Here is a 20566-nt window from a genome sequence, read left to right as displayed (position 1 = left end):
GTGGGGCGCTTCGCAGGAGCAGGCGTGCAGGAAAGCTGCGGCCGCGCTTAAGAAAACCTCGATGGACCCCGGGCCGCCCGTACGGAAGAGTCATGCGCGGCGGTGGGACGGCCGCCATCCCACCCATCGCTCTCCCCGTACCGGGCCGTGCCCTGCCCTGCCCGCGTGCGCGACGAGAAGGAGTCGAGCCGTGAAGGCACTGGTCAAGGAGAAGGCCGAACCGGGCCTGTGGCTCGCGGACGTGCCCGAGCCCGCCATCGGCGCGGGCGACGTGCTGATCAAGGTGCAGCGGACCGGGATCTGCGGCACCGATCTGCACATCCGCGCCTGGGACGGCTGGGCGCGGTCGACGATCGCGGCGCCGCTCGTCGTCGGGCACGAGTTCGTCGGCGAGGTCGTCGAGACCGGCCGTGACGTGACCGGGATCGACATCGGCGACCGCGTCAGCGGCGAGGGCCACCTGGTCTGCGGGACGTGCCGCAACTGCCAGGCCGGGCGGCGCCACCTGTGCCGCGCGACCGTCGGCCTGGGCGTGGGCCGCGACGGGGCGTTCGCCGAGTACGTGGCGCTGCCCGCGTCCAATGTGTGGGTGCACCGGGTGCCCGTGGACCTGGACATCGCGGCGATCTTCGACCCGTTCGGCAACGCCGTGCACACCGCGCTGTCGTTCCCGCTGGTCGGCGAGGACGTGCTGATCACCGGCGCCGGGCCGATCGGCCTGATGGCGGCGGCGGTCGCGGCGCACGCCGGGGCCCGCAACGTCGTGGTCACCGACGTGAGCGAGGAGCGCCTCGAACTGGCCCGCAAGGTCGGCGTCAGCCTCGCCCTCGACGTGTCGCGGTCCACGATCGCCGACGGGCAGCGCCAACTCGGACTGCGCGAGGGCTTCGACATCGGCCTGGAGATGTCCGGCAACCCCGCCGCGATGCGCGAGATGCTCGCCAACATGACGCACGGCGGCCGGATCGCCATGCTCGGCCTGCCCGCGGAGGACTTCGCCGTCGACTGGGCACGCGTCGTCACCTCGATGATCACGATCAAGGGCATCTACGGCCGCGAGATGTTCGAGACCTGGTACGCGATGTCGGTCCTCCTCGAAGGCGGCCTCGACCTGTCCCCCGTGATCACCGGCCGGTACGCGTACACCGACTTCGACGCCGCCTTCGAGGACGCGGCGAGCGGCCGCGGCGGCAAGGTCATCCTCGACTGGACCGCCTGAGCCCGGCATCCCCTCGCGCCCTCAACTCCCCACTCCCCGAAGGACTTTCACCGTGTTCGAGAACGTACGAGACGACCTCCGCACCACCCTCGACGAGATCACCGCGGCCGGTCTGCACAAGCCCGAGCGGGTCATCGGCACCCCGCAGTCCGCCAGCGTCGAGGTGACCTCGGGCGGGCGGCCCGGCGAGGTGCTCAACTTCTGCGCCAACAACTACCTCGGCCTCGCCGACCACCCCGAGGTGATCGCGGCCGGTCACGCGGCCCTGGACCGCTGGGGCTACGGCATGGCCTCGGTGCGCTTCATCTGCGGTACGCAGGAGGTGCACAAGGAGCTGGAGGCCCGGCTGTCGGCATTCCTCGGCCAGGAGGACACGATCCTCTACTCCTCCTGCTTCGACGCCAACGGCGGGGTCTTCGAGACACTGCTCGGCCCCGAGGACGCGGTGATCTCGGACGCCCTCAACCACGCCTCGATCATCGACGGCATCCGCCTCTCCAAGGCCCGCCGCTTCCGCTACGCCAACCGTGATCTGGCCGATCTGGAACGGCAGTTGAAGGACGCGTCCGACGCGCGCCGCCGGCTGATCGTCACCGACGGCGTGTTCTCCATGGACGGTTACGTGGCGCCGCTCGCCGAGATCTGCGACCTCGCGGAGCGGTACGACGCGATGGTCATGGTCGACGACTCGCACGCCGTCGGCTTCGTCGGCCCCGGCGGCCGTGGCACGCCCGAGCTGCACGGCGTCATGGACCGTGTCGACATCATCACCGGCACTCTCGGCAAGGCCCTCGGCGGCGCGTCCGGCGGGTACGTCGCGGCGCGCGCGGAGATCGTCGCCCTGCTGCGCCAGCGCTCGCGCCCGTACCTCTTCTCCAACAGCCTCGCCCCGGTGATCGCCGCGGCGTCGCTCAAGGTCCTCGACCTGTTGGAGTCGGCGGGTGACCTGCGCGAGCAGCTCGCGGCGAACACCAAGCTGTTCCGCACCCGCATGACGGAGGAGGGCTTCGACGTCCTCCCCGGCGACCACGCCATCGCGCCCGTCATGATCGGCGACGCTTCGGTGGCCGGGCGGATGGCCGAGCTGCTCCTGGAGCGCGGGGTGTACGTGATCGGCTTCTCGTACCCGGTGGTCCCGCAGGGCCAGGCCCGGATCCGCGTCCAGCTGTCGGCGGCGCACTCCACCGAGGACGTGAACCGGGCCGTGGACGCCTTCGTCGACGCCCGGGCGCAGCTCGGCTGACCGGTTTGGGACAATCGGGTACATGATCGAAGCGCGGCGGCTGCACATCCTCCGGGCGGTGGCCGACCACAGCACCGTGACGGCGGCCGCCGCCGCGCTCTACCTCACGCCCTCGGCGGTATCCCAGCAGCTCACGGCCCTGGAGCAGGAGACGGGCCACAAGCTGGTCGAGCGGGGCGCGCGGGGTGTCCGGCTCACCGCGGCCGGCGAGATCCTGCTGACCCACACCAACGCCGTCCTCGCGCAGCTGGAGCGGGCGGAGGCGGAGCTGGCCGCGTACAGCACGGGCGAGGCGGGCACGGTGACGCTGGCCTCGTTCGCGACCGGGATCGGCCTGGTCGTGGGCCCCGCCCTCGGGCACCTCGCGGTCTCCGCCCCCGGCATCCGGGTCCGCGTCCAGGACGCCGAGGGCGACGCGAGCCTGCCGTTGCTGCTCGACCGGCGGATCGACGTCGCGGTCGCGGTGGAGTACCGCGGCGCGCCCGGCGCGGACGACGACCGCATCACGCGCGTGCCGCTCTACGCGGAGCCCTTCGACGCGGTGCTTCCGGCCACGCACCGGCTCGCGGACTCGGAGTGGATCCGGCTCGGCGATCTGGCGCAGGACACGTGGATCGGGCCCTACCCCGGCAACCCGTGCCACGACGTGGTCGTCCTCGCCTGTGAACACGCGGGCTTCTCCCCGCAGTTGGAGCACTCGTCGGACGACTTCCGCGCGGTGGTCGCCCTCGCGTCGGCGGGCGCGGGCGTGGCCCTGGTCCCGCGCTCGGCGCTGCGCGGGGTGGACCTGGCGGAGGCGGCCGTACGTCCGGTGGACGCGGTGGCCCCGGAGCGGAAGGTGTTCGCGGCGGTACGGCACGGGGCGGAGGCGCATCCGCTGATTCGACCGGTGCTTGACGCGCTGCGTCGGGCGGCTGCGGGCTGAGGCGCGGTTCACGGGCCCCGTTAGGGGCGCGGGGAACTGCGCGACCAGCCACGACGGCGGGCAAGCCGAATGTCAGCCGCTGCAAGCTTTCGGGAAGGGGCGGGGAGGAGAAATCCAACCGGGGCGGAGCCGCACCTCACCGCCGAACCCGCGGCATCCCCAACCCGATCCACGAGATGATCTCCCGCTGAATCTCGTTGTTGCCGCCACCGAAGGTGAAGATCACCGCGGACCGGTAACCGCGCTCCAGCTCACCGTGGAGGACCGCCCCCGCAGACCCCTCCTTCAGCGGGCCCGCCGCAGCCACGACCTCCATCAGCCACGCGTACGCGTCACGCCGCGCCTCGGAGCCGTACACCTTGACCGCCGAGGCGTCCTGCGGGGTGAGCGTGCCGTTCTGGACGGCGTTCACCATCTGCCAGTTGAGGAGCTTCATCGCGTCGAGCTTGGTGTGCGTGCGGGCCAGGCGCTGCTTGACCCAGCCGAGGTCGAGCACGCGGCGGCCGTCGGCGAGCTTCGTTCCGGCCGCCCAGCGCTGGACGTCGTGCAGGGCGCGGATCGCCATCGTGCCGTGCGCGGCGAGGGTGACGCGTTCGTGGTTGAGCTGGTTGGTGATCAGGCGCCAGCCCTTGTTCTCCTCGCCGACGCGGTGCGCCACGGGTACGCGGACGTTCTCGTAGTAGCTGGCCGTCGTGTCGTGCGAGGCGAGGGTGTTGATGACGGTGCAGGAGTAGCCGGGGTCCGAGGTCGGCACCAGGAGCATGGTGATTCCCTTGTGCGGCGGCACGCCCTCCTCGGGGACGGTGGTGCGCACGGCGAGCCACACCCAGTCCGCGGTGTCGCCGTTGGTGGTCCAGATCTTCTGGCCGTTCACGACGTACGTGTCACCCTCGCGCACCGCCTTCGTCCGCAGCGCGGCGAGGTCGGTGCCCGCCTCGGGTTCGCTGTAGCCGATGGCGAAGTCGATCTCACCGGCGAGGATCTTCGGCAGGAAGTACGCCTTCTGCTCGTCGGTGCCGAACTGCATGATCGTCGGACCGACGGTGTTGAGCGCCATCAGCGGCAGCGGCACGCCGGCCTGCGCGGCCTCGTCGAAGAAGATGAACTGTTCCATCGGGCTCAGGCCCCGGCCGCCGTACTCCTTCGGCCAGCCCACGCCGAGCCAGCCGTCGGAGCCGAGGCGGCGCACCGTCTCGCGGTAGAACCGCTTCTGTTCGGCGGGGTCCTCGTAGCGCGCGTAGGCCTGATCCGGTACGAGCTCCGCGAAGTAGGCGCGCAGCTCGGTGCGCAACCGCTGTTGCTCAGGCGTGTATTCGAGGTGCACGGCCCCTCCAGACTCTCGCGGTCCTGCGGCGGCGCACACGGTAGAACGCGTTTCAGGAATAGGGAAGGGGCAGGCCGCAGGCGTCAAGTCCCGTACATCCGGGTGGTGTTGGGGTGCCGTTCACCCCAACTCCCGTACCGCTACCGTGCGTAGTCGATGCTGACACGCGCCTTATGTGACGCCGAAGCGGCGCCCGTACCGACGGAACACGCTTACGAACGCCCTGAGCGGGAATGATGCCTTCGACACGGTCGCGCTTCCCCGGCTGACGGGGGGCCACGGGCGCCGGAGCAACAGCCAGCGCCACTCCCGCTTTCGTCACTCCTCGTATAAGGAGCTGAGTCTTCCAGGTGGGCCATGAAGTTCTCTGAGCCGGCCTTCGGCCTCCAGCACCGCTCAGTGGGCGAGACGCTCGTGCTCGTCCTGTACGGCGAGATCGACGCATGGGCCCATCAGGTACTGGCGCCACGCCTGACGGGTCTGCTCGTCGAACTGCCCTGGCGTGAAGTCGTCGTGGACCTCCGTCCGGTGACCTTTCTGGACGCGAGCGGACTGCGGCTGCTCGTCCGCATCAGACGCCACTGCACGGCGCGCGACGCCCAGGTGCGGCTTGTCCGCGGCATCCCCCGAGTCCGCCGCGTCCTGCTGCTCACCGGGCTCGAACCGTGCTTCTCGAACTGGGAGGCGCTGCCCCCCGAGCTGGACGCACCACGAGAGCCGTGCGCCGCGTGCGGCGCGCCGCCCGGATCGGGCGCGGCGGGGCGTTCGAGCAACGGCGCGCATCGCACCACCTCTTGAGGGGACGTCATGCCACGACGACCGGTGAGCGATGACAGACGACTGACGACCGATGACCCAGGCTTCCCGTGTCAACCCCGCCACGCCGAGACGGAGATGACCAACTCCGTTTATCTGCCGCGGAGTTAGGGGAGTAACGCCCACGGCGCAACTCTTCACACAACCTCCTCTCGAGGTGTCCTGAAGACGCCTTGTTACGTCAACTCCCCGCGTCTAATACTGCGTTCAGCACTCGAGCATCAGGAGTCACAAGCGCACAGCTTGGCCCGATCGATCGAAACGCTCGGGCACTGACGGGGGAAACTGATCAAGTGCGCGTGGTGCCGCGTCCGGCCAGACGCGGCGGCGCGCGGCGTGGTGTCGCATCCCTCTGCCGCCTCTTGGTGCCTGTCAACCGGTGCCTGAGAAGGGATAGGAGGGGGAATGCCGACGCATGCAGTGAGCGCTGCCAAGCCGACGTATCCCGGCGTTTACGTCGAAGAGCTTCCCAGCAGTGCCCGCACCATCTCGACCGTCACGACCTCGGTGACCGCGTTCGTGGGACACACCCGGCGCGGCCCGCTCAACGAGCCGGTGCGCATCACCAGCTTCGCCGAGTTCGAGCGCCGCTTCGGTGGCCTGAGCTCGCAGAGCGCCGTCGGCTACGCGGTGCACCAGTTCTTCGGCAACGGCGGCACCGTCGCCGTGCTCGTCCGGGTCGCCAAGGCCCGCAGCGGCAAGGCGGCCTGCGTCACGCTGGAGTCCACCGAGGGCAAGAGCGAGTGCCCCGTCCTCGAAGTGCACGCCAAGGAACCCGGCGTCTGGGGCAACGGACTGCGTGTCGCCGTCGACTACGACACGCCCCGCCCGGAGGAGACCTTCAACCTGCGCGTGTACGACGCGCGCGGCGGCGCCCGCGAGGCCTTCACCGGCCTGTCCATGGACGCCTCGCACGGCCGGTACGCACCCACGGTGATCAACTCCGGTTCCCGGCTGATCCGCGTGGAAGCGGTGGACGAGGGCAGGCCCGACCCGTCGGGCACCGTCTCCAAGCCGTTCGGGCATGAACTCCCCGATCTGGCCGTCGACTTGACGGTGAAGATCGGCGAGGTGGAGCGCGAGTTCACGCTCTACGACCCGGACTGCGACGGCGAAGCGCCGTGCAACGTCACCGAGCTCGCCCAGCTCCTGGAGCGCAAGCTGCGCGCCCTGCCGGACGCGCCCGGCAAGCACGCCTTCGCGGGCGCCGAGGTCACCGCGTTCGGCCGCCGTATCCAGGTCGTCGCGGGCTCCACCGACCCCGAGGACGTCGTCCGCTTCGTCGGCGAGTGCGCCAACGACCTGGGCCTCGAAGCCTCCGTCAACCCGCCCGTCTTCCCGCTGGAGGGCGGCGAGGACGGCGACCCGCCCGGGCCGCGCGACCTCATCGGCAGCGAGTCCGGCAAGACCGGCATCCAGGCGCTGCGCGACGAACCCGACGTCAACCTCCTCGTACTGCCCGAGCTGGCCGCGTACGAATCGGTCGAGGACATCCTCACCGTCGTGTCGGCCGCGCAGCGGCTGTGCCAGGAGCGGCGGATCTTCCTGCTCGTGGACGCGCCCAGCACCTGGGTCAGCGTCGACACCGCGCGGGCCGGGCTCGCCGCGTTCGAGCCGGTGCGCGGCAACCACGCGGGCCTGTACTTCCCGCACATCCAGGTCACCGACCCGCTCACGGGCCGGCTGCGCTCCTTCCCGCCGTCCGGCGCCCTCGCGGGCGTGTTCGCGCGTACGGACGCGGAGCGCGGCGTATGGAAGGCACCGGCCGGCACCGAGGCGCGGCTCGCGGGCGTGCACTCGCTCACGGTCAAGCTCACCGACCGGGAGAACGGCCTGCTCAACCCGCTGGGCGTGAACTGCCTGCGGACCTTCCCGATGGTCGGCCCGCTGGTCTGGGGCGCGCGCACCCTGGAGGGCTCCGACGCCCTGGACAGCGAGTGGGCGTACGTGCCGGTGCGGCGGCTCGCGCTGCACGTCGAGGAGAGCCTGCACCGCGGCCTGCAGTGGGTGGTGTTCGAGCCGAACGACGAGAACCTGTGGCAGCAGATCCGCCTCAGCGCCTCCTCGTATCTGCACAACCTGTTCCGGCAGGGCGCCTTCAAGGGCGGCACGCCGCGCGAGGCGTACTTCGTCAAGTGCGACCACGACACGACGACGGACGAGGACATCGCGAACGGAGTGGTGAACGTGCTGGTCGGCATCGCGCCGGTGAAGCCCGCCGAGTTCGTGATCGTCAAACTCCAGCAGACGGCCGGCCAGTTCGCGCTCTGAGCCAGTCTGAGCCAGACCGAGAAGGAATCCGATGCCTGAGTTCACAGTCAACGCCCAACGCTTTGATCCGTACAAGAACTTCAAGTTCCTGGTCCTGTGGGACGGTCGGACGGTCGCGGGCATCAGCAAGATCAGCCCGCTGAAGCGGACCACCGAGGTCGTCAAACACCGGCACGGCGGCGACCCCAGCTCGCCGCGCAAGTCACCGGGCCGCTCCGAGTTCGAGGGCGTCACCCTGGAGCGCGGTGTCACACACGACCCCGAGTTCGACCGCTGGGCCAACAAGGTCTGGCAGGTCGGCGCGGGGCTCGGCTCCGAGGTGTCGCTCGCCGACTTCCGCAAGGACATCGTCATCCAGGTCCTCAACGAAGCCGGTCAGGTCGCCGTCTCGCACAAGCTGTACCGCAGCTGGCCGAGCGAGTACCAGGTGCTCGGCGAGATGGACGCCAACGCCAACGCGGTGGCGATCCAGTCATTGAAGCTGGAGTGCGAGGGCTGGGAGCGGGACTACGAAGTCCCCGAACCGCAAGAGCCCTCCTTCCTCAACCCAGCCTGATCCAGGGCTGGTTGAGGTTCGGGGGAAACGGCACCACCAGCACAGTCGGGGCGACGCGGTACGGAAACGGGGGCGGGCATGGCGAGCACACAGGCCGCCGACCTCCTGGCCACCTGGGAGGCCGGGCTCGGGCAGGACGGCTTCGGGCGTGCCCTGCTCCTGCACCGCATCGCGCGCCCGGAGTTCGCCGGGGACAGCGGGGCACTGCTCGCGCTGCCCGTCGGGGCGCGCGAGGCCGATCTGTTCGCGCTGCGCCGGGCCCTCTTCGGGGACCGGATGCAGGTGCGGCTCGACTGCTCGGCGTGTGGCGAGGACCTCGAACTGGAGCTGGACGCCGGGGAGTTCATGCGCTCCCTGGAGCCGGGCCCGGATCGCACCCCGGCCGCCGACGACGGGGCCCTGAGCATCTCCGATGGCCCTTGGAACGTGGAGTTCAGGCTGCCGGCCGTCGCCGATCTGGCGGCGGCGGCCCGGCTGCCCGACCCACGGCGTGCGCTGCTCCACAGCTGCGTGACGGCGGTCGTACGTGACGGGGAGCACCTGCCCGTCGACTCGCTGCCCGCCGCGCTGGAGCGGCGCGTCGCCGAGGCCGCCGAGGCCGCCGACCCGGCCGCCGACGTGAACCTCACGATCAGCTGCCCCGAGTGCGCCACGGCAACCCGCGCCGAACTCGACATCGCCTCCTACCTGTGGACCGAACTGGACGCCTGGGCCCGAGACGTACTCCTCGACGTCCACCTCCTGGCCACCGCCTACGGCTGGAGCGAACCCCAGATCCTGGCGCTCAGCCCGCTGCGGCGCCGCTACTACCTGGAGCTGTGTGCACCATGACCGACTCCACCGGGGCGTCCCCCGAACCTGCCCCCGACTTCCTCGACCGGCTGCTCGCCCGGCACCGGCCGGCCGCTCCGGCGCGCCCCGGTGTCGTACGCGTCCAGCCGCGCCTGACCGGTCCGTTCGAGCGCGTCGAGGCGGTACGCGGGGCCGCGGAGGAGCCGGAGGAGACGGCACCCCTGTGGCCGCCATCAGCTCAACCTGCCGCTCATGACGGGGAGTTGGGGCCGCTCGTACGCGAAGTGCGGCAGCTGACCGAGCGGGAGCGGACCGTCGTCCGCACGGAGCGGGACCGTGCGGCGGAGCCCGCGCAGGGACCGCGTCCGGCGGCCCCTGCCACCCTCCCCGCGCCGCTCCTTCGCCCCGCGGCCGCCGCCGCGCCCCGGCTGCGGCCCGTACCGGACGCGACACGCCACACGGACAGCGACGCCGGTTCCGCAGTACGACGCGACACGCCCGCGCCCCTCCACCCCTCGGCCGCCGACGGCACCGTCACGCCCGGCCCCGCCACTCCCCTGCGCCCCAGCGGCGTCGACACGGCGGCGGCCCGGGAGGCCGTACGGCAGAGCGGTGCGCGACGCCGGGGGCAGCCCCCGGAGCAGGTCGTGCAGGTGCAGATCGGGCGCCTTGAGGTCACCGCCGGGGGGCAGACGCCCACGGCCCGGCGCCCGGCCGCGCGGGAGCGGCGCGAGGCGACGGTGAACCTCTCCGACTACCTGGCACGGGGGCGCGAGTGAACGACGCCGTAGACGTACGCACGGTGGAATCCGTAGGGCACGAGGGACGCGAGGAACCGACCCCATGAGCAACGCACTTGCCATCGCCCACGTCACCCAGGCCCTGGCCCTGCTCATCGAGGCCAACCTGCAGCCCGAGATCGACATGGCCGTGAAGGTCGAGCCGCGCAAACCCCCGGCCGACCCTCCGACCGAACCGACGATCACCGTGTTCCCGTACCAGGTCACGCCCAACACCTCGCAGCGGAACAACGACCTGCCCACGCGGTCCTCGGACGGCACGCTCCTCAAGCGGCCCGCCGCCGCGCTCGACGTGCACTTCCTGATCAGCGCGTACGGCGAGGAGAGCGAGCTCGTCGGACAGCGGCTGATCGGTTCGGTGGTGCGGACGCTGCACGAGATACCCGTCCTTCCCGCCGATGTCATCGAACTCGCCGGTGAGCGCCCGTACTTGGCGGGCAGCGACCTGGCCGAGGCGGTGCAGCGGGTGCGGTTCACGCCGACGGTCATGGACATCGACGAGACGTCCAAGCTGTGGGGCATGCTGCACCAGACGCCGTACACGCTGTCCGTGGTGTACCAGGCGGCCCTGATCTTCATCGAGGGGCGCGAAGTGCCGCAGCCACCGCGGCCGGTGGAGCGGCACACCGTACGGGTGGCGCCGTTCGGGGCTCCGGGGGCGCCGGAACGGCCGGGGATGTCCGGGCCGTCTCCCGAGCCGTCTTCCGAACCGCCTTCCGGTCCGGCAGCCGCCGACACGCCCGAGGCCGAAGTTCCCGGCGCCTCTCCGGACGAGTCCGACACGCCCAAGAAGGCCCCGGCCAAGGCTGATGCTCCGACGAAGGCTCCGGCCAAGCGGTCGGCGAAGAAGGCCGCTTCCTCCTCCCGTACGACCGGTGGTTCCGGAACGACCGGTGGTTCCGGTACGACCGGTGGTTCCCGTACGTCCGGAGAGTCCCGTAGCCCCCGCACCCGCAAGCGCGCGCAGTCCGACTCGGGCACGGGCACGGACACGGGTACGGACTCGGACAGCGGCACCGGCACCGGCACCGGCACCAGCACCAGCACCGGCACCAGCACCGGCTCGGACACGGAGAGCTGAGGCGGCGGCGTGGCGAATTCCGGGGCAGGTGAGGACATGGCGGCGGGCGGCAGCGGCGACTCGGCGCACATACGCGGCGGCGCGCTGCCGCTGTCCGCCGAGATCGCCCGCGTACTGGCGCGCATCGACGGGCACGCGGAGCGGGCGAGCGGCCGCGACACGCGGGAGGACAAGGACCGAACCAGCGAGCCTGCCGAAACCCCGCTCCCCGACACCACCCCGGCCGTTCCCACCGCCTCCGCGCCCCTCACCGCGCTGGCCACCTGCTTCGGGCTCTCCACGTTCGAGCGGGATCTCGTACTCCTCACCGCCGCACAGGAGTTGGACCCGACCACGGCCGCGCGGTGTGCCGCCGCGAGCGGGGATCCGGAGCGGGCGTACCCGACGTTCTCGCTCGCGCTCGCCGCGCTCGGCGAGCCGCACTGGAGCGCGCTCACGCCGGTCGCGCCGTTGCGGCGCTGGCGGCTGCTCGACCTGGAGGACGAGACCCGGCTGACGACCTCCCGGCTCCGGCTCGACGAGCGGATCCTGCACTTCCTGCTCGACTCGCCGTACCTGGACGCCCGGCTGCACGGCCAGCTGCGCCGCGCCCCCGTGCCGGACACGCTGCCGCCGTCGTACGACCTGGCCGCGAGCCGGCTCTCCGGGGCGTGGACGGCGGGGGCGCGGCCCGACACGCCGATGCTCGTCGAGGTGGTCGGCGGGGACCTGCGCAGCCGCGCCGACATCGCGGCAGCGGCGGCGGCGCGTTCGGGGCTCGGCCTGTACGCGATGGCCGCCGACGACATCCCGACGGACGCCGCCGAGCGCGACCGGCTCGCCCGGCTCTGGCAGCGCGAGGCGATCCTGCTGCCCGCGGCGCTCCTCGTCGAGGTCGGCGAGTTGGACCGGGACCAGCACGCGGCGACCGACGCGTTCCTCGCGGGCGCGGCCGTGCCGATGGTGGTGTCCAGCCCCGACCCGCGCCGTACGGAACAGGCCCGCGGCGAACGCGTGACGGTGCCGCACCTGGACGACGAGGAGCAACTCGGCCTGTGGGCGGGCGCGTTCGAGGGGGTGGCGGACATCGACGAACACGGACTGCGTTCCCTGGTGGCCCAGTTCCAGCTGCCGCCGCATGTCGTGCGTACGGCCGCATCGATCGTCAGCCGCGACACGCCCGGGCTGACCGCGGACGACGAGACCGACCCCGCGCGACTCGCCTGGAACGCCGCCCTCGACGAGGCCAGGATCGGCATGGACGAACTGGGCCGCCGTATCGAACCCGAGGCGGGCTGGGGCGATCTGGTGCTGCACGAGCGGCAGACGAGCGTGCTCCGGGAGATCGTGGCGCACGTACGGCAGCGGGCGACCGTGCACCAGGAGTGGGGCTTCGCGGCGACGCTGCGGCGCGGCCTCGGCGTGACCGCACTGTTCGCGGGCGGCTCGGGCACCGGCAAGACCCTCGCGGCCGAGGTGATGGCGAAGGAACTGGGCCTCGACCTGTTCATCATCGACCTGTCGCAGGTGGTGTCGAAGTACATCGGCGAGACGGAGAAGAACCTGCGCAAGGTCTTCGATGCGGCCGAACGCGGCGGCGCGCTCCTCCTGTTCGACGAGGCCGACGCGCTGTTCGGCAAGCGCAGCGAGGTCAAGGACAGCCACGACCGGTACGCGAACCTGGAGGTCAGCTACCTCCTGATGCGCATGGAGGCGTACCGGGGCCTGGCGATCCTCACCACCAACATGAAGAAGGCCCTGGACACGGCGTTCATGCGCCGTATCCGCTTCGTGGTCGACTTCCCGTTCCCCGCCGAGCACGAGCGCGCGGAGATCTGGCGCCGGGTGCTGCCGCCACAGACCCCGACGAAGGGCATCGACCCGGCCCTCCTCGCCCAACTCACCGTCGCGGGCGGCTCGATCCGCAACATCGCCCTGTCCGGTGCGTTCCTCGCCGCCGAGGAGGGCGACCGGCTGCAGATGCGGCACATGCTGGCGGCGGCCCGTACGGAGTATCTGAAACTGGAGCGCTCCTTGACGCCGACGGAGGTCCGCGGATGGGTGTGAACGGCACAGGAGAACCTCGCGAGATCCGAGTGGACATCGGCGAGCTGGTCCTCGACGGCTTCGGGCCAGGGGTGGACCCGGGGCGCGTATCGGCCTCGTTCGAACGGGAGTTGACCCGTCTCGTACGCGAGCACGGCGTGCCGCTCGCGGCGTCCGGGGCGTTGTCCGTGGATGCCCTTTCCGGGCTTCCGCCGCTGTCCGCGGGGTTGTCGGCGCGCCGCCTGGGCCAGGAGTTGGCGCGCGCGGTGCACTCGGGGTTGTCGGGGCGGGGGGAGGTGGCACGGTGACGACTTCCGCATCGCAGGACGCGCAGGCCGCCGAGCAGGCGGCTTCCGAGCGGCGCCGCAAACGCAAGGAGCGGTCCGCGAAGAACCGCGCACCCGAGCCGAAGAATATCGTCAGCGGCGCGGGCCAGCCCCTCGACGTGGGCGTGCGGCGGGAGTTGGAGGAGCAGCTCGGCCACGACTTCAGCCAGGTCCGCCTGCACACGGACCGGGACGCGGGCGCCCTCACGGACCTGCTCGGCGCGGACGCGGTCGCCGTCGGCAAGGACATCTTCTTCGGCGAGGGCGCGTACCGGCCCGGCACGGACGAGGGCCGCCGCCTGCTCGCGCACGAGCTCCTGCACACGGTGCAGAACCCGCACGGCCTGGGTGCGCTTCGGGCCGGGCGCGACCTGGGCGCGGTGAGCCTGCCGCAGCAGGCGATCGAGCGGGAGGCGGAGTCGGCGGCGCAGGCGCTGGTGGAACCCTCGTCGGCGGAGCGGGCCGAGGGGGACGGGGCGGCCGTCGACGTCGAGGAGGGTCAGGGCACTCCTGGCTGGCTGCGGTACGCGACGGTCGACGCGGACCGCAGTCGCGCCGAGCAGATCGACCCGTCGTCCCTGGTGGACCGCCTGGCGAACGACGTGGTGCGCTCGCTGCGCGGCGACCCGGAGGACCTGTCGAAGCGGACCCGTCGGCGGCTTGCCCGGCTGCCCGAGGAGTTCGTCGACGAAGTTCTCGTACGCCTGGAGAACCGGCTGCTCGGCTCGGAGCACGACCGGGTGCTCGACTTCATCGCTGAGATCGAGGCGCAGGGCGAGCTGGGCGCCGACTCGGCGGAGTGGGCGGCGCAGGACGCACCGGCGGTCGAGGCGGACACGGCGGGCGAGTTGCGGGCCGACCGTACCGCCGAGCAGGAGACGGCCGCGGAGTTGCAGGCCGAGGAGGAACGGCCGGACGCGGCGCCGGGCCCGGAGAAGGACCGTGCCGTAGCGGACGGCGCGCAGGGCAGCACACCGCAGAACGGCGGTACGCCGCGGAGCGGGAGCACCCCGCAGGGCGCGGATGCGCCGCGCGGCGGTGAAGAGGACCAGCGGGAGGAGCGGCCGGGCTCCGGGACGGAGAGCGGCGGCGGCTCACGGTCACCGGAGCAGGCCGGCGGCCGGCAGGAGCAGGGCGGCGGGCAGGGGGCCCAGGAGTCCGAGGCGCCCAACCAGGAGACGTCGGGCGGTGTCTCCAAGGGCGGCGAGCAGCAGGAGTCCGGCGCGCAGGACTCCCAGCAGAGCGGCTCCGAGAAGGGCGGCTCCGACAAGGACGGCTCGGGCAAGAGCGGCTCCGGCAAGAGCGGCAAGGACGACGCCGGCAAGGGGGAGAAGGCCGGCGAGCAGGGCGTGGAGCAGCCCGAGCAGCAGGCCGCGGAGGCCGAGAGCGAGGAGGAGTCGGCCGCCAAGAACCGTCCCGGCGCGGCCGACGTGCTCGCCGCGGGTCAGCAGGAGAAGCAGGAGGACAAGGCCGGGGCGAAGCAGCCGGAGGGCTCTCCCGCGGCGGGCCGGGACACTCAACTCCCCGGCAGGACCAGCAGGTTGGACGCCGTACGCAACCAGGACTTCCTTGACGACGAGGAACGGGCGGACGAGGACCCGTTCGGGTCGGGCAGCGACTCCGAGGTGGACGTCGGCGGCGCCGAGAAGAGCGCCTGGGACACCAAGCTGGCCCCGGAGGACTTCCTGCCGGAGAAGGACCTCGACGTGTCCGGCGTGCCCACCGCCGACAAGATCGGCCCCGGCTCGGCCAGTACGGCCCAGGCCCCGACGTTCCCCGCTCCGCCGCCGACGAAGGCCGACAAGGTGCAGGCGGAGCGGGACGCGGAGGACGCCGAGGACGAGCAGGCCGAGGCCGAACCGGAGGAGGCGGAGGCGGAGGGAGCCGCGGAGCCCGAGCGGTCGGTCGAGACGGAGGGCAGCCCCGAGAGCGACGAGCGGGCGGGCCTGGAGGGCGCCGACCAGCGTCCCGGTCCGGGCTCACCGTCGAAGGACCCGAAGGACGGGGCCGACCCGAAGGCCGGTCCGGCCGCCGCGCAGCGTGTGGCGCAGGAGGCGCCGGGCAAGACGGAGGGCGGCGGCGAGGCCAAGGAGCCCGCGGCCAAGGAGGAGAAGGGCTCCCCGGCCGCAGGCGACAAGGCGGGGGCTGCCCCGGAGAAGGGTTCCCAGCAGGCGGCGGGCGGTACGGCGGCCGCCTCGGAGACGGCCGGCAAGGGCGGGGAGCCGAAGAAGGACGAGCAGAAGAACGACGGCCAGCAGAAGTCGGAGTCGGACCCCGCGTCCAAGGGCCAGGCCGAGCAGGGCGGCGGCGACTCGGCGGGCCAGGCCGACGGCAAGCAGCAGGACGACAAGTCCCCGTCCCCCGCACGGGATTCACACGTCACCGGCGGCTCGAACAGCTCGACGGAGTCGGGGACGGATTCCGGGTCGCGTTCCGGGGCGGCGCAGGAGTCAGGCTCAGCGCAGGCCGAGAAGGAGCCGAAGGAGACGAAGACCCCGGCCTCCAAGGCGTCCCCCAAGGAGCCGGCGCCCGAGCCCAAGGACCCGCCGAAGAGTTCCGCCCAGGAGACGAAGGCACGTAAGGAAGAGCCGGCCGCGAAGGACGAACCTGCGTCCGCGTCGCCCAAGGCGGCCCCTGCGCCCAAGACGCCGGGCGGCGGTGGCGGAGGCGGAGGCGGTGCCAAGGGAGGCGGGGGCGGCAAGGGCAAGAGCAAGGAATCTCCCCCGGCCCCGAACCTGTCCCAGGTGTCGCCGGAGGCCGGCCTGTCGTCGGCGTCAAAACTGAAGCCGCACAGGGCACTTGAGGCGATGGGCGGCGTGGGCGGTTCGGTGGACCGTACGGTCGGCGACGAGCACAAGAAGCTCGCCTCGGCCCCGCCGAACGTCGAGCGTCCGGCGGGCTCGCCGGAGACCTTGGAGGGGAAGCCGAAGACCGACGCGCCCGCCCAGTACAACGAGGACGCGGCGAAGAAGTCCGACGCGCCCAAGGACGAGAAGGCCGAGGTCAAGGGAGCGAAGAACCCCGAGGGCCAGATCGACGCCGAGAAGATGGAGGAGCCAGGCGGCTGGGACACCTTCATGATGGGCCTGGGCTTCGTCGGCGGGAAGCTCGTGAACGGGATCGCGAGCGTTTTCGGCGCCGACGAACCCGTGGTGGACGAGCAGAAACTGGCCGCCAAGTTCGCCGGTCTGCCGACGGGGGACGATGCCCTCAAGGAGGCCAAGTCGGGCCAGGCGCCGGGCGTGGAGATGAAGGGCGCCGCGGACGACAAGGCCAACGAGCAGGGCGAGGCGGTCGACAGCAAGGGCCAGGAAGCGGTCGAGACCGGCCGGGACGACGCCGGCCGCTCGATGGGCGAGGACCAGGTCTACCCCGACGCGCCCAAGGAGCAGTTGAAGGCCAAGGTGCCGGGCGGCGAGGCCGGCAAGGGCGGGGTGCGTACGGGCAAGGCGTCGACGGGCGCGGTGCCCGCGGAGGCCGCGTCGAAGGTGGCCGAACACGACCGGAAGGCCGAGTTCCAGGGGGCGTTCAGCAAGGGCGCGCAGGGCGTGTCCGAGGGGCGCAAGACCAAGGAGCAGGGTTTCCGCGCGTCGGAGCAGAAGCAGAAGCGGCAGGTCAAGACTGAGGTAGCGAAGAGCACCAGGGAACAGGCGGACGAGCGCGCGAAGGCCAAGGCCGAGGTCAAGACGGAGCGCGGCACGTGGCGTACGGACCAGGACGCGGAGCTCAAGAAGCTCGGCACGAAGAAGTCGGAGCGCCACAAGAAGGCCCGTACGGACGTCGAGGACGAAGAGAAGAAGACCGACGACAAGGCGAAGACGGAGGAGAAGGAGAACGACGGAAGGATCCAGAAGAGGGGAAAGCAGGGCGAGGACGAAGCCAAGAACCACACCAAGACCGCGGCGAACGAGTCGGGGAACTGGGTCTCGGAGGCCTTCGACTGGATCAAGAAGAAGGTCATCGAGATCAAGAACAAGATCGTCGAGGCCATCAAGGCCGCTCGTAGGGCGATCGTCACAAAGATCAAGGAGTTCAAGGAGCGGGTCGAGGGCTGGATCAACGCGGCCCGTAAGGCCATCGTCGAAGCGGTCACGGAGCTCATCAAAGACCTGATCGAGTTCGCGAAGAACCTGGTCAAGGCGATCGTCGAGCTGGCCAAGCGGATCTGGAAGCTCATCACGGACCTGGTCGCCGCGGCGATCGCGTTCGTCACGAAGCTCGCGGCGGCCCTGAAGAAGGCCATCACGGACCTGCTCGACCGCATCGCGAAGGCGCTGAGCAGCATCCTGAGCGTCCTGAAGAAGATGCTCATGGACGTCGTCAAGGCCGTCGTGGACGCGATCAAGACGGTCCTTGAGTACGCGTCCAAACTCCTGGGCGCCCTCGGCGAGTTCATGATGATCGCGGTCGACTTCATGTCGGACCCGGGCGGCTGGCTGAGCGGCGCGAAGAACTCCGCGGTGGACGGCGCGAAGAACCATCTGTTCCGCGAGGTCAAGTCCGCGGTGAAGGACTGGTTCCAGTCCAAGATCGAAGAGATCATCGGCGTCCCGAAGGCCATCCTCGACAAGCTCATCAAGGGCGGCTACTCGCTCGAGAAAATCGCCAAGGAGACCTGGGACGCGATCGTCCCCATGCTCCCGTTCATCATCGGCGAGATCGTCATCACAAAGGTGATCGCGAAGCTGATCCCCGGCGCGGGCTGGGTGATGGCCGTCATCGACGCGATCAAGACGGCGATCGGCGCGCTCAGCGAGATCCTGCGTGCGATAGGCGCGGTCATCGAGTGGCTGAAGTCGGTCCGCAGGGGCGGCGCCGGCGTGCTCTTCGCGAAGGCGGTGGCGGCCGGGATCGTGGCCCTGCTCGAACTAGCCTACGAGGCCCTGCTCAGCGGCATCGGCAAGTACGTCTCGAAGGTCGGCCGCCGCTTGAAGGGCGTGGCGCAGAACCTCGGCAAGGACAAGGGCGGCAACGGGGACAAGGGCAAGGACGGTTCGGGCGGGGACGAGGACAAGGGCGGCGACAAGGGCAAGAAGCCCGGCCAGGACGGGAAGGCCGGCGACAAGCCGAAGGACGAGAAGCCGACGACGAAGGACGGCAAGGGCGACCGCCCCGGCGGGGACAAGCCCAAGGACAAGGACGCCCCCGCCAAGCCGAGCCCGTCCAACGTCCCGCCCGGCAAGAGGCCCCCGTCGAAACCGGACCCGAAGAAGCCCACGCCCCCGAAGGACAAGGACCCCAAGGCCGACGCCCCTTCGAAGCCGGGCCAGGACAAGAAGCCCGGCCCGGACAAGAAGGACGACGACAAGCCGGACACCCGCCCAACCCCGGCCCCGAAGCCGAAGCCGGAGCCCAAGCCGAAGCCCAAGCCCGACCCGGACGCAAAGCCGAAGGGCCCGAACGACAAGACGCCCGATAAGTCCAAGGACGACAAGGACGCTCCGGACAAGCCGAAGGACGCCGACGGCAAGGCCGCGGACAAGGACCGTCCGAAGGATCAGGACCCGACGAAGCCCAAGGACCCCAACAAGCCGAAGGGCGACGGCAAGGACACCCCGACCAAGCCGAAGGACAAGGACGGCAAGGACGCCCCTGGCACGCGCAAGCCGAAGGACGGCGACGGCAAGAAACCCAAGCCGGACAAGGACGCCCCTGGCAGGCCGAAGGGCCGGCCGGACGGGAAGGGGCCAGGCAAGCCCAAGCCGAAGCCGGAGAAGGCTGGTCCAGGACGCCCCAGGTCGAAGCCCGAAAAGGAGAAGCGCAAGAAGGACGAGGATTCCAAGGAATCCAAGGATGCGCGACTTCGTAAAATCATCGCGCGCATCCGGCCAGTCCTGAGGAAGCTACTCAAGATGGGGGTACAGCACTCCTCCCTCAAATCTACTCTGCCGCCGATCCGCATGTGGTACCGCCTCACGCGTCTTGCAATTTCGAGCGGAGACCATTTCAACATCGAAGCGGCCCTGAACCCCGAGGACACAGTCATTGCGGGTGTTCGCATCGATTCCGACGAAATATTGAGGATCGTTCGCGAAATAGCAGAAGAGGTCCAGGGGTCTCCGGAGGTATACAGGCAGCAGCGTCGAATAAAACGTGGCAGCGACGGAAGTATCGATGTCGGGCGAACGCCACAGACGCGTGGTCTCGCAGCACACCTTCGCGCCAATCCTCTCCAAGGTGGAGAATACGCCCGAGTCCAGGCCGGCGGCGTGAACAAGACTTCGCTCAAGCAGGATGCAAGCTCACCGAGAAACCAATTCGTGGAGCAACCCGGCGTCGACGAGAACCAGAAGTTCAGTCATGATTACGCCGAAATGTTCTCCAACGGGGATCTCGGCACCACTCTGGATCAGCCGCTCCTCGCACAGTCAATAATTGATGACATGTCGGGCCAGAGTTCTGGTCGGCAAGCACCTGTTCACCAACGCACCTTTCAACACACCCTCGGCGCAGTGGAGGAGAATCGCTCCCGCAGCGATGTCGTCTACCGGTCACTGGCATTCTCCCTGGGAGCCCGCTCGGGCAGCCAGGTAACCGATGCGCAGCGGCAAGCGGGCCTGGGAACTCTCGGAGAGGCTCTCGAACAGCTCCCGCTGTCTCTGCCATCAAATATCAAGCAGCCGAACGGGAAGACAAAGCGTCAGAAGGAAGGGGCGCAATCCATAGCCCGCCAACTGGACTTCAGGCTGGCGTTCGAGGACAGGGTGAGCATGGGCAGCAGCAGGGAATCCGTTGCCCGCGATATGGTGGACATGACCATGCAGGAAGGCCTGACGGACAAGGAAGTAAAGAAACTTACCGGCACCAAGAGCACAATGAGGACCTACCTGAAGAGAGAGCATGGAATAACTCCTGAAGAGTACTCCAGGATATCCAAGCAGAAGAGCGCAAAGAAGGATGACGGAACTCCGGATGCTGCTGCGCGTGAGGAGGCCAGGCAGAAGATGCGGGAATGGAGGAAAATATACGCGCAACACGCATGGAGCGAGGCCGCACAGCAGGGCAAGGTGAACGACACAGCGGGCGGACAGAAGATGGCTGCTCGTGAAATCGACTACCTTCAGCGCTGGGCCAAGTCGCTAGAGTTGGACTTCGCCGATGAGGCGGACGCGAAGCAGAAGCTCGTGGATAAGATCCGCGAAGAAGTTTATCGGGTCAACGGAATCAAGAGCAAGTGACCGAAAGAAC

Annotated in this window: 13 protein-coding genes; 12 read left to right on the top strand and 1 reads right to left on the bottom strand. The window is 70.2% G+C overall.

All coding sequences use genetic code 11. The features are described from left to right. Positions 1-190: 190 nt before the first annotated feature. Genes tdh through RCO28_RS09280 form a run of 3 tightly spaced genes read left to right on the top strand, consistent with a single transcriptional unit; the run spans position 191 to position 3387 of the window. A complete protein-coding gene (gene tdh / locus RCO28_RS09290) occupies positions 191-1219 on the top strand; it encodes an L-threonine 3-dehydrogenase (RefSeq protein WP_308940517.1) in 1029 nt (342 codons plus the stop codon). A gap of 52 nt (positions 1220-1271) precedes the next feature. After that, positions 1272-2462 (top strand): glycine C-acetyltransferase, encoded by a 1191-nt coding sequence (locus tag RCO28_RS09285; RefSeq protein WP_308940516.1) that lies wholly within the window; start codon positions 1272-1274, stop codon positions 2460-2462. Positions 2463-2484: 22 nt separating this feature from the next. Then, the gene (locus tag RCO28_RS09280) at positions 2485-3387 is read left to right on the top strand and encodes a LysR family transcriptional regulator (RefSeq protein ID WP_308940515.1); all 903 of its coding nucleotides are present in this window, start codon (positions 2485-2487) and stop codon (positions 3385-3387) included. Between the two features lie 136 nt (positions 3388-3523). Here the strand turns inward: RCO28_RS09280 and RCO28_RS09275 are convergent, their stop codons facing one another. After that, positions 3524-4711: an acyl-CoA dehydrogenase family protein gene (locus tag RCO28_RS09275; RefSeq protein ID WP_308940514.1), complete on the bottom strand. Its 1188-nt coding sequence runs from the start codon at positions 4709-4711 to the stop codon at positions 3524-3526. 357 nt (positions 4712-5068) lie between these two features. Between RCO28_RS09275 and RCO28_RS09270 the strand changes: the two genes are divergently transcribed. From RCO28_RS09270 to RCO28_RS09230, 9 genes are all read left to right on the top strand, one after another. Further along, on the top strand, positions 5069-5509 hold the full coding sequence (locus tag RCO28_RS09270) for an STAS domain-containing protein (RefSeq protein WP_308940513.1): 441 nt from the start codon (positions 5069-5071) through the stop codon (positions 5507-5509). A gap of 423 nt (positions 5510-5932) precedes the next feature. Continuing rightward, positions 5933-7798, top strand: coding sequence for a phage tail sheath C-terminal domain-containing protein (locus RCO28_RS09265; protein ID WP_308940512.1), 1866 nt, complete (start codon positions 5933-5935; stop codon positions 7796-7798). A gap of 31 nt (positions 7799-7829) precedes the next feature. Next, complete coding sequence (locus RCO28_RS09260; protein ID WP_282537086.1) at positions 7830-8354, top strand: phage tail protein; 525 nt, start codon at positions 7830-7832, stop codon at positions 8352-8354. A gap of 78 nt (positions 8355-8432) precedes the next feature. Next, a complete protein-coding gene (locus RCO28_RS09255) occupies positions 8433-9185 on the top strand; it encodes a hypothetical protein (RefSeq protein ID WP_308940511.1) in 753 nt (250 codons plus the stop codon). Continuing rightward, positions 9182-9925, top strand: a complete 744-nt coding sequence (locus RCO28_RS09250) for a hypothetical protein (RefSeq protein WP_308940510.1) — start codon at positions 9182-9184, stop codon at positions 9923-9925. The genes RCO28_RS09255 and RCO28_RS09250 overlap by 4 nt, the downstream gene beginning before the upstream one ends. Before the next feature lie 64 nt (positions 9926-9989). Then, the gene (locus RCO28_RS09245) at positions 9990-11027 is read left to right on the top strand and encodes a DUF4255 domain-containing protein (protein ID WP_308940509.1); all 1038 of its coding nucleotides are present in this window, start codon (positions 9990-9992) and stop codon (positions 11025-11027) included. 36 nt (positions 11028-11063) lie between these two features. After that, positions 11064-13073, top strand: coding sequence for an ATP-binding protein (locus tag RCO28_RS09240; RefSeq protein ID WP_308940739.1), 2010 nt, complete (start codon positions 11064-11066; stop codon positions 13071-13073). Then, positions 13064-13360 carry a hypothetical protein gene (locus RCO28_RS09235; protein ID WP_308940508.1) on the top strand — a complete coding sequence of 99 codons (297 nt, stop codon included), beginning with the start codon at positions 13064-13066 and terminating at the stop codon, positions 13358-13360. The genes RCO28_RS09240 and RCO28_RS09235 overlap by 10 nt, the downstream gene beginning before the upstream one ends. Continuing rightward, complete coding sequence (locus RCO28_RS09230) at positions 13357-20556, top strand: DUF4157 domain-containing protein (RefSeq protein ID WP_308940507.1); 7200 nt, start codon at positions 13357-13359, stop codon at positions 20554-20556. Before RCO28_RS09235 ends, RCO28_RS09230 begins: the two co-directional genes overlap by 4 nt. The last annotated feature ends 10 nt before the right edge of the window (positions 20557-20566 follow it).

This window comes from Streptomyces sp. LHD-70, assembly GCF_031157275.1.
GTDB lineage: Bacteria > Actinomycetota > Actinomycetes > Streptomycetales > Streptomycetaceae > Streptomyces.
This window is presented reverse-complemented; position numbering and strand designations above follow the sequence as displayed.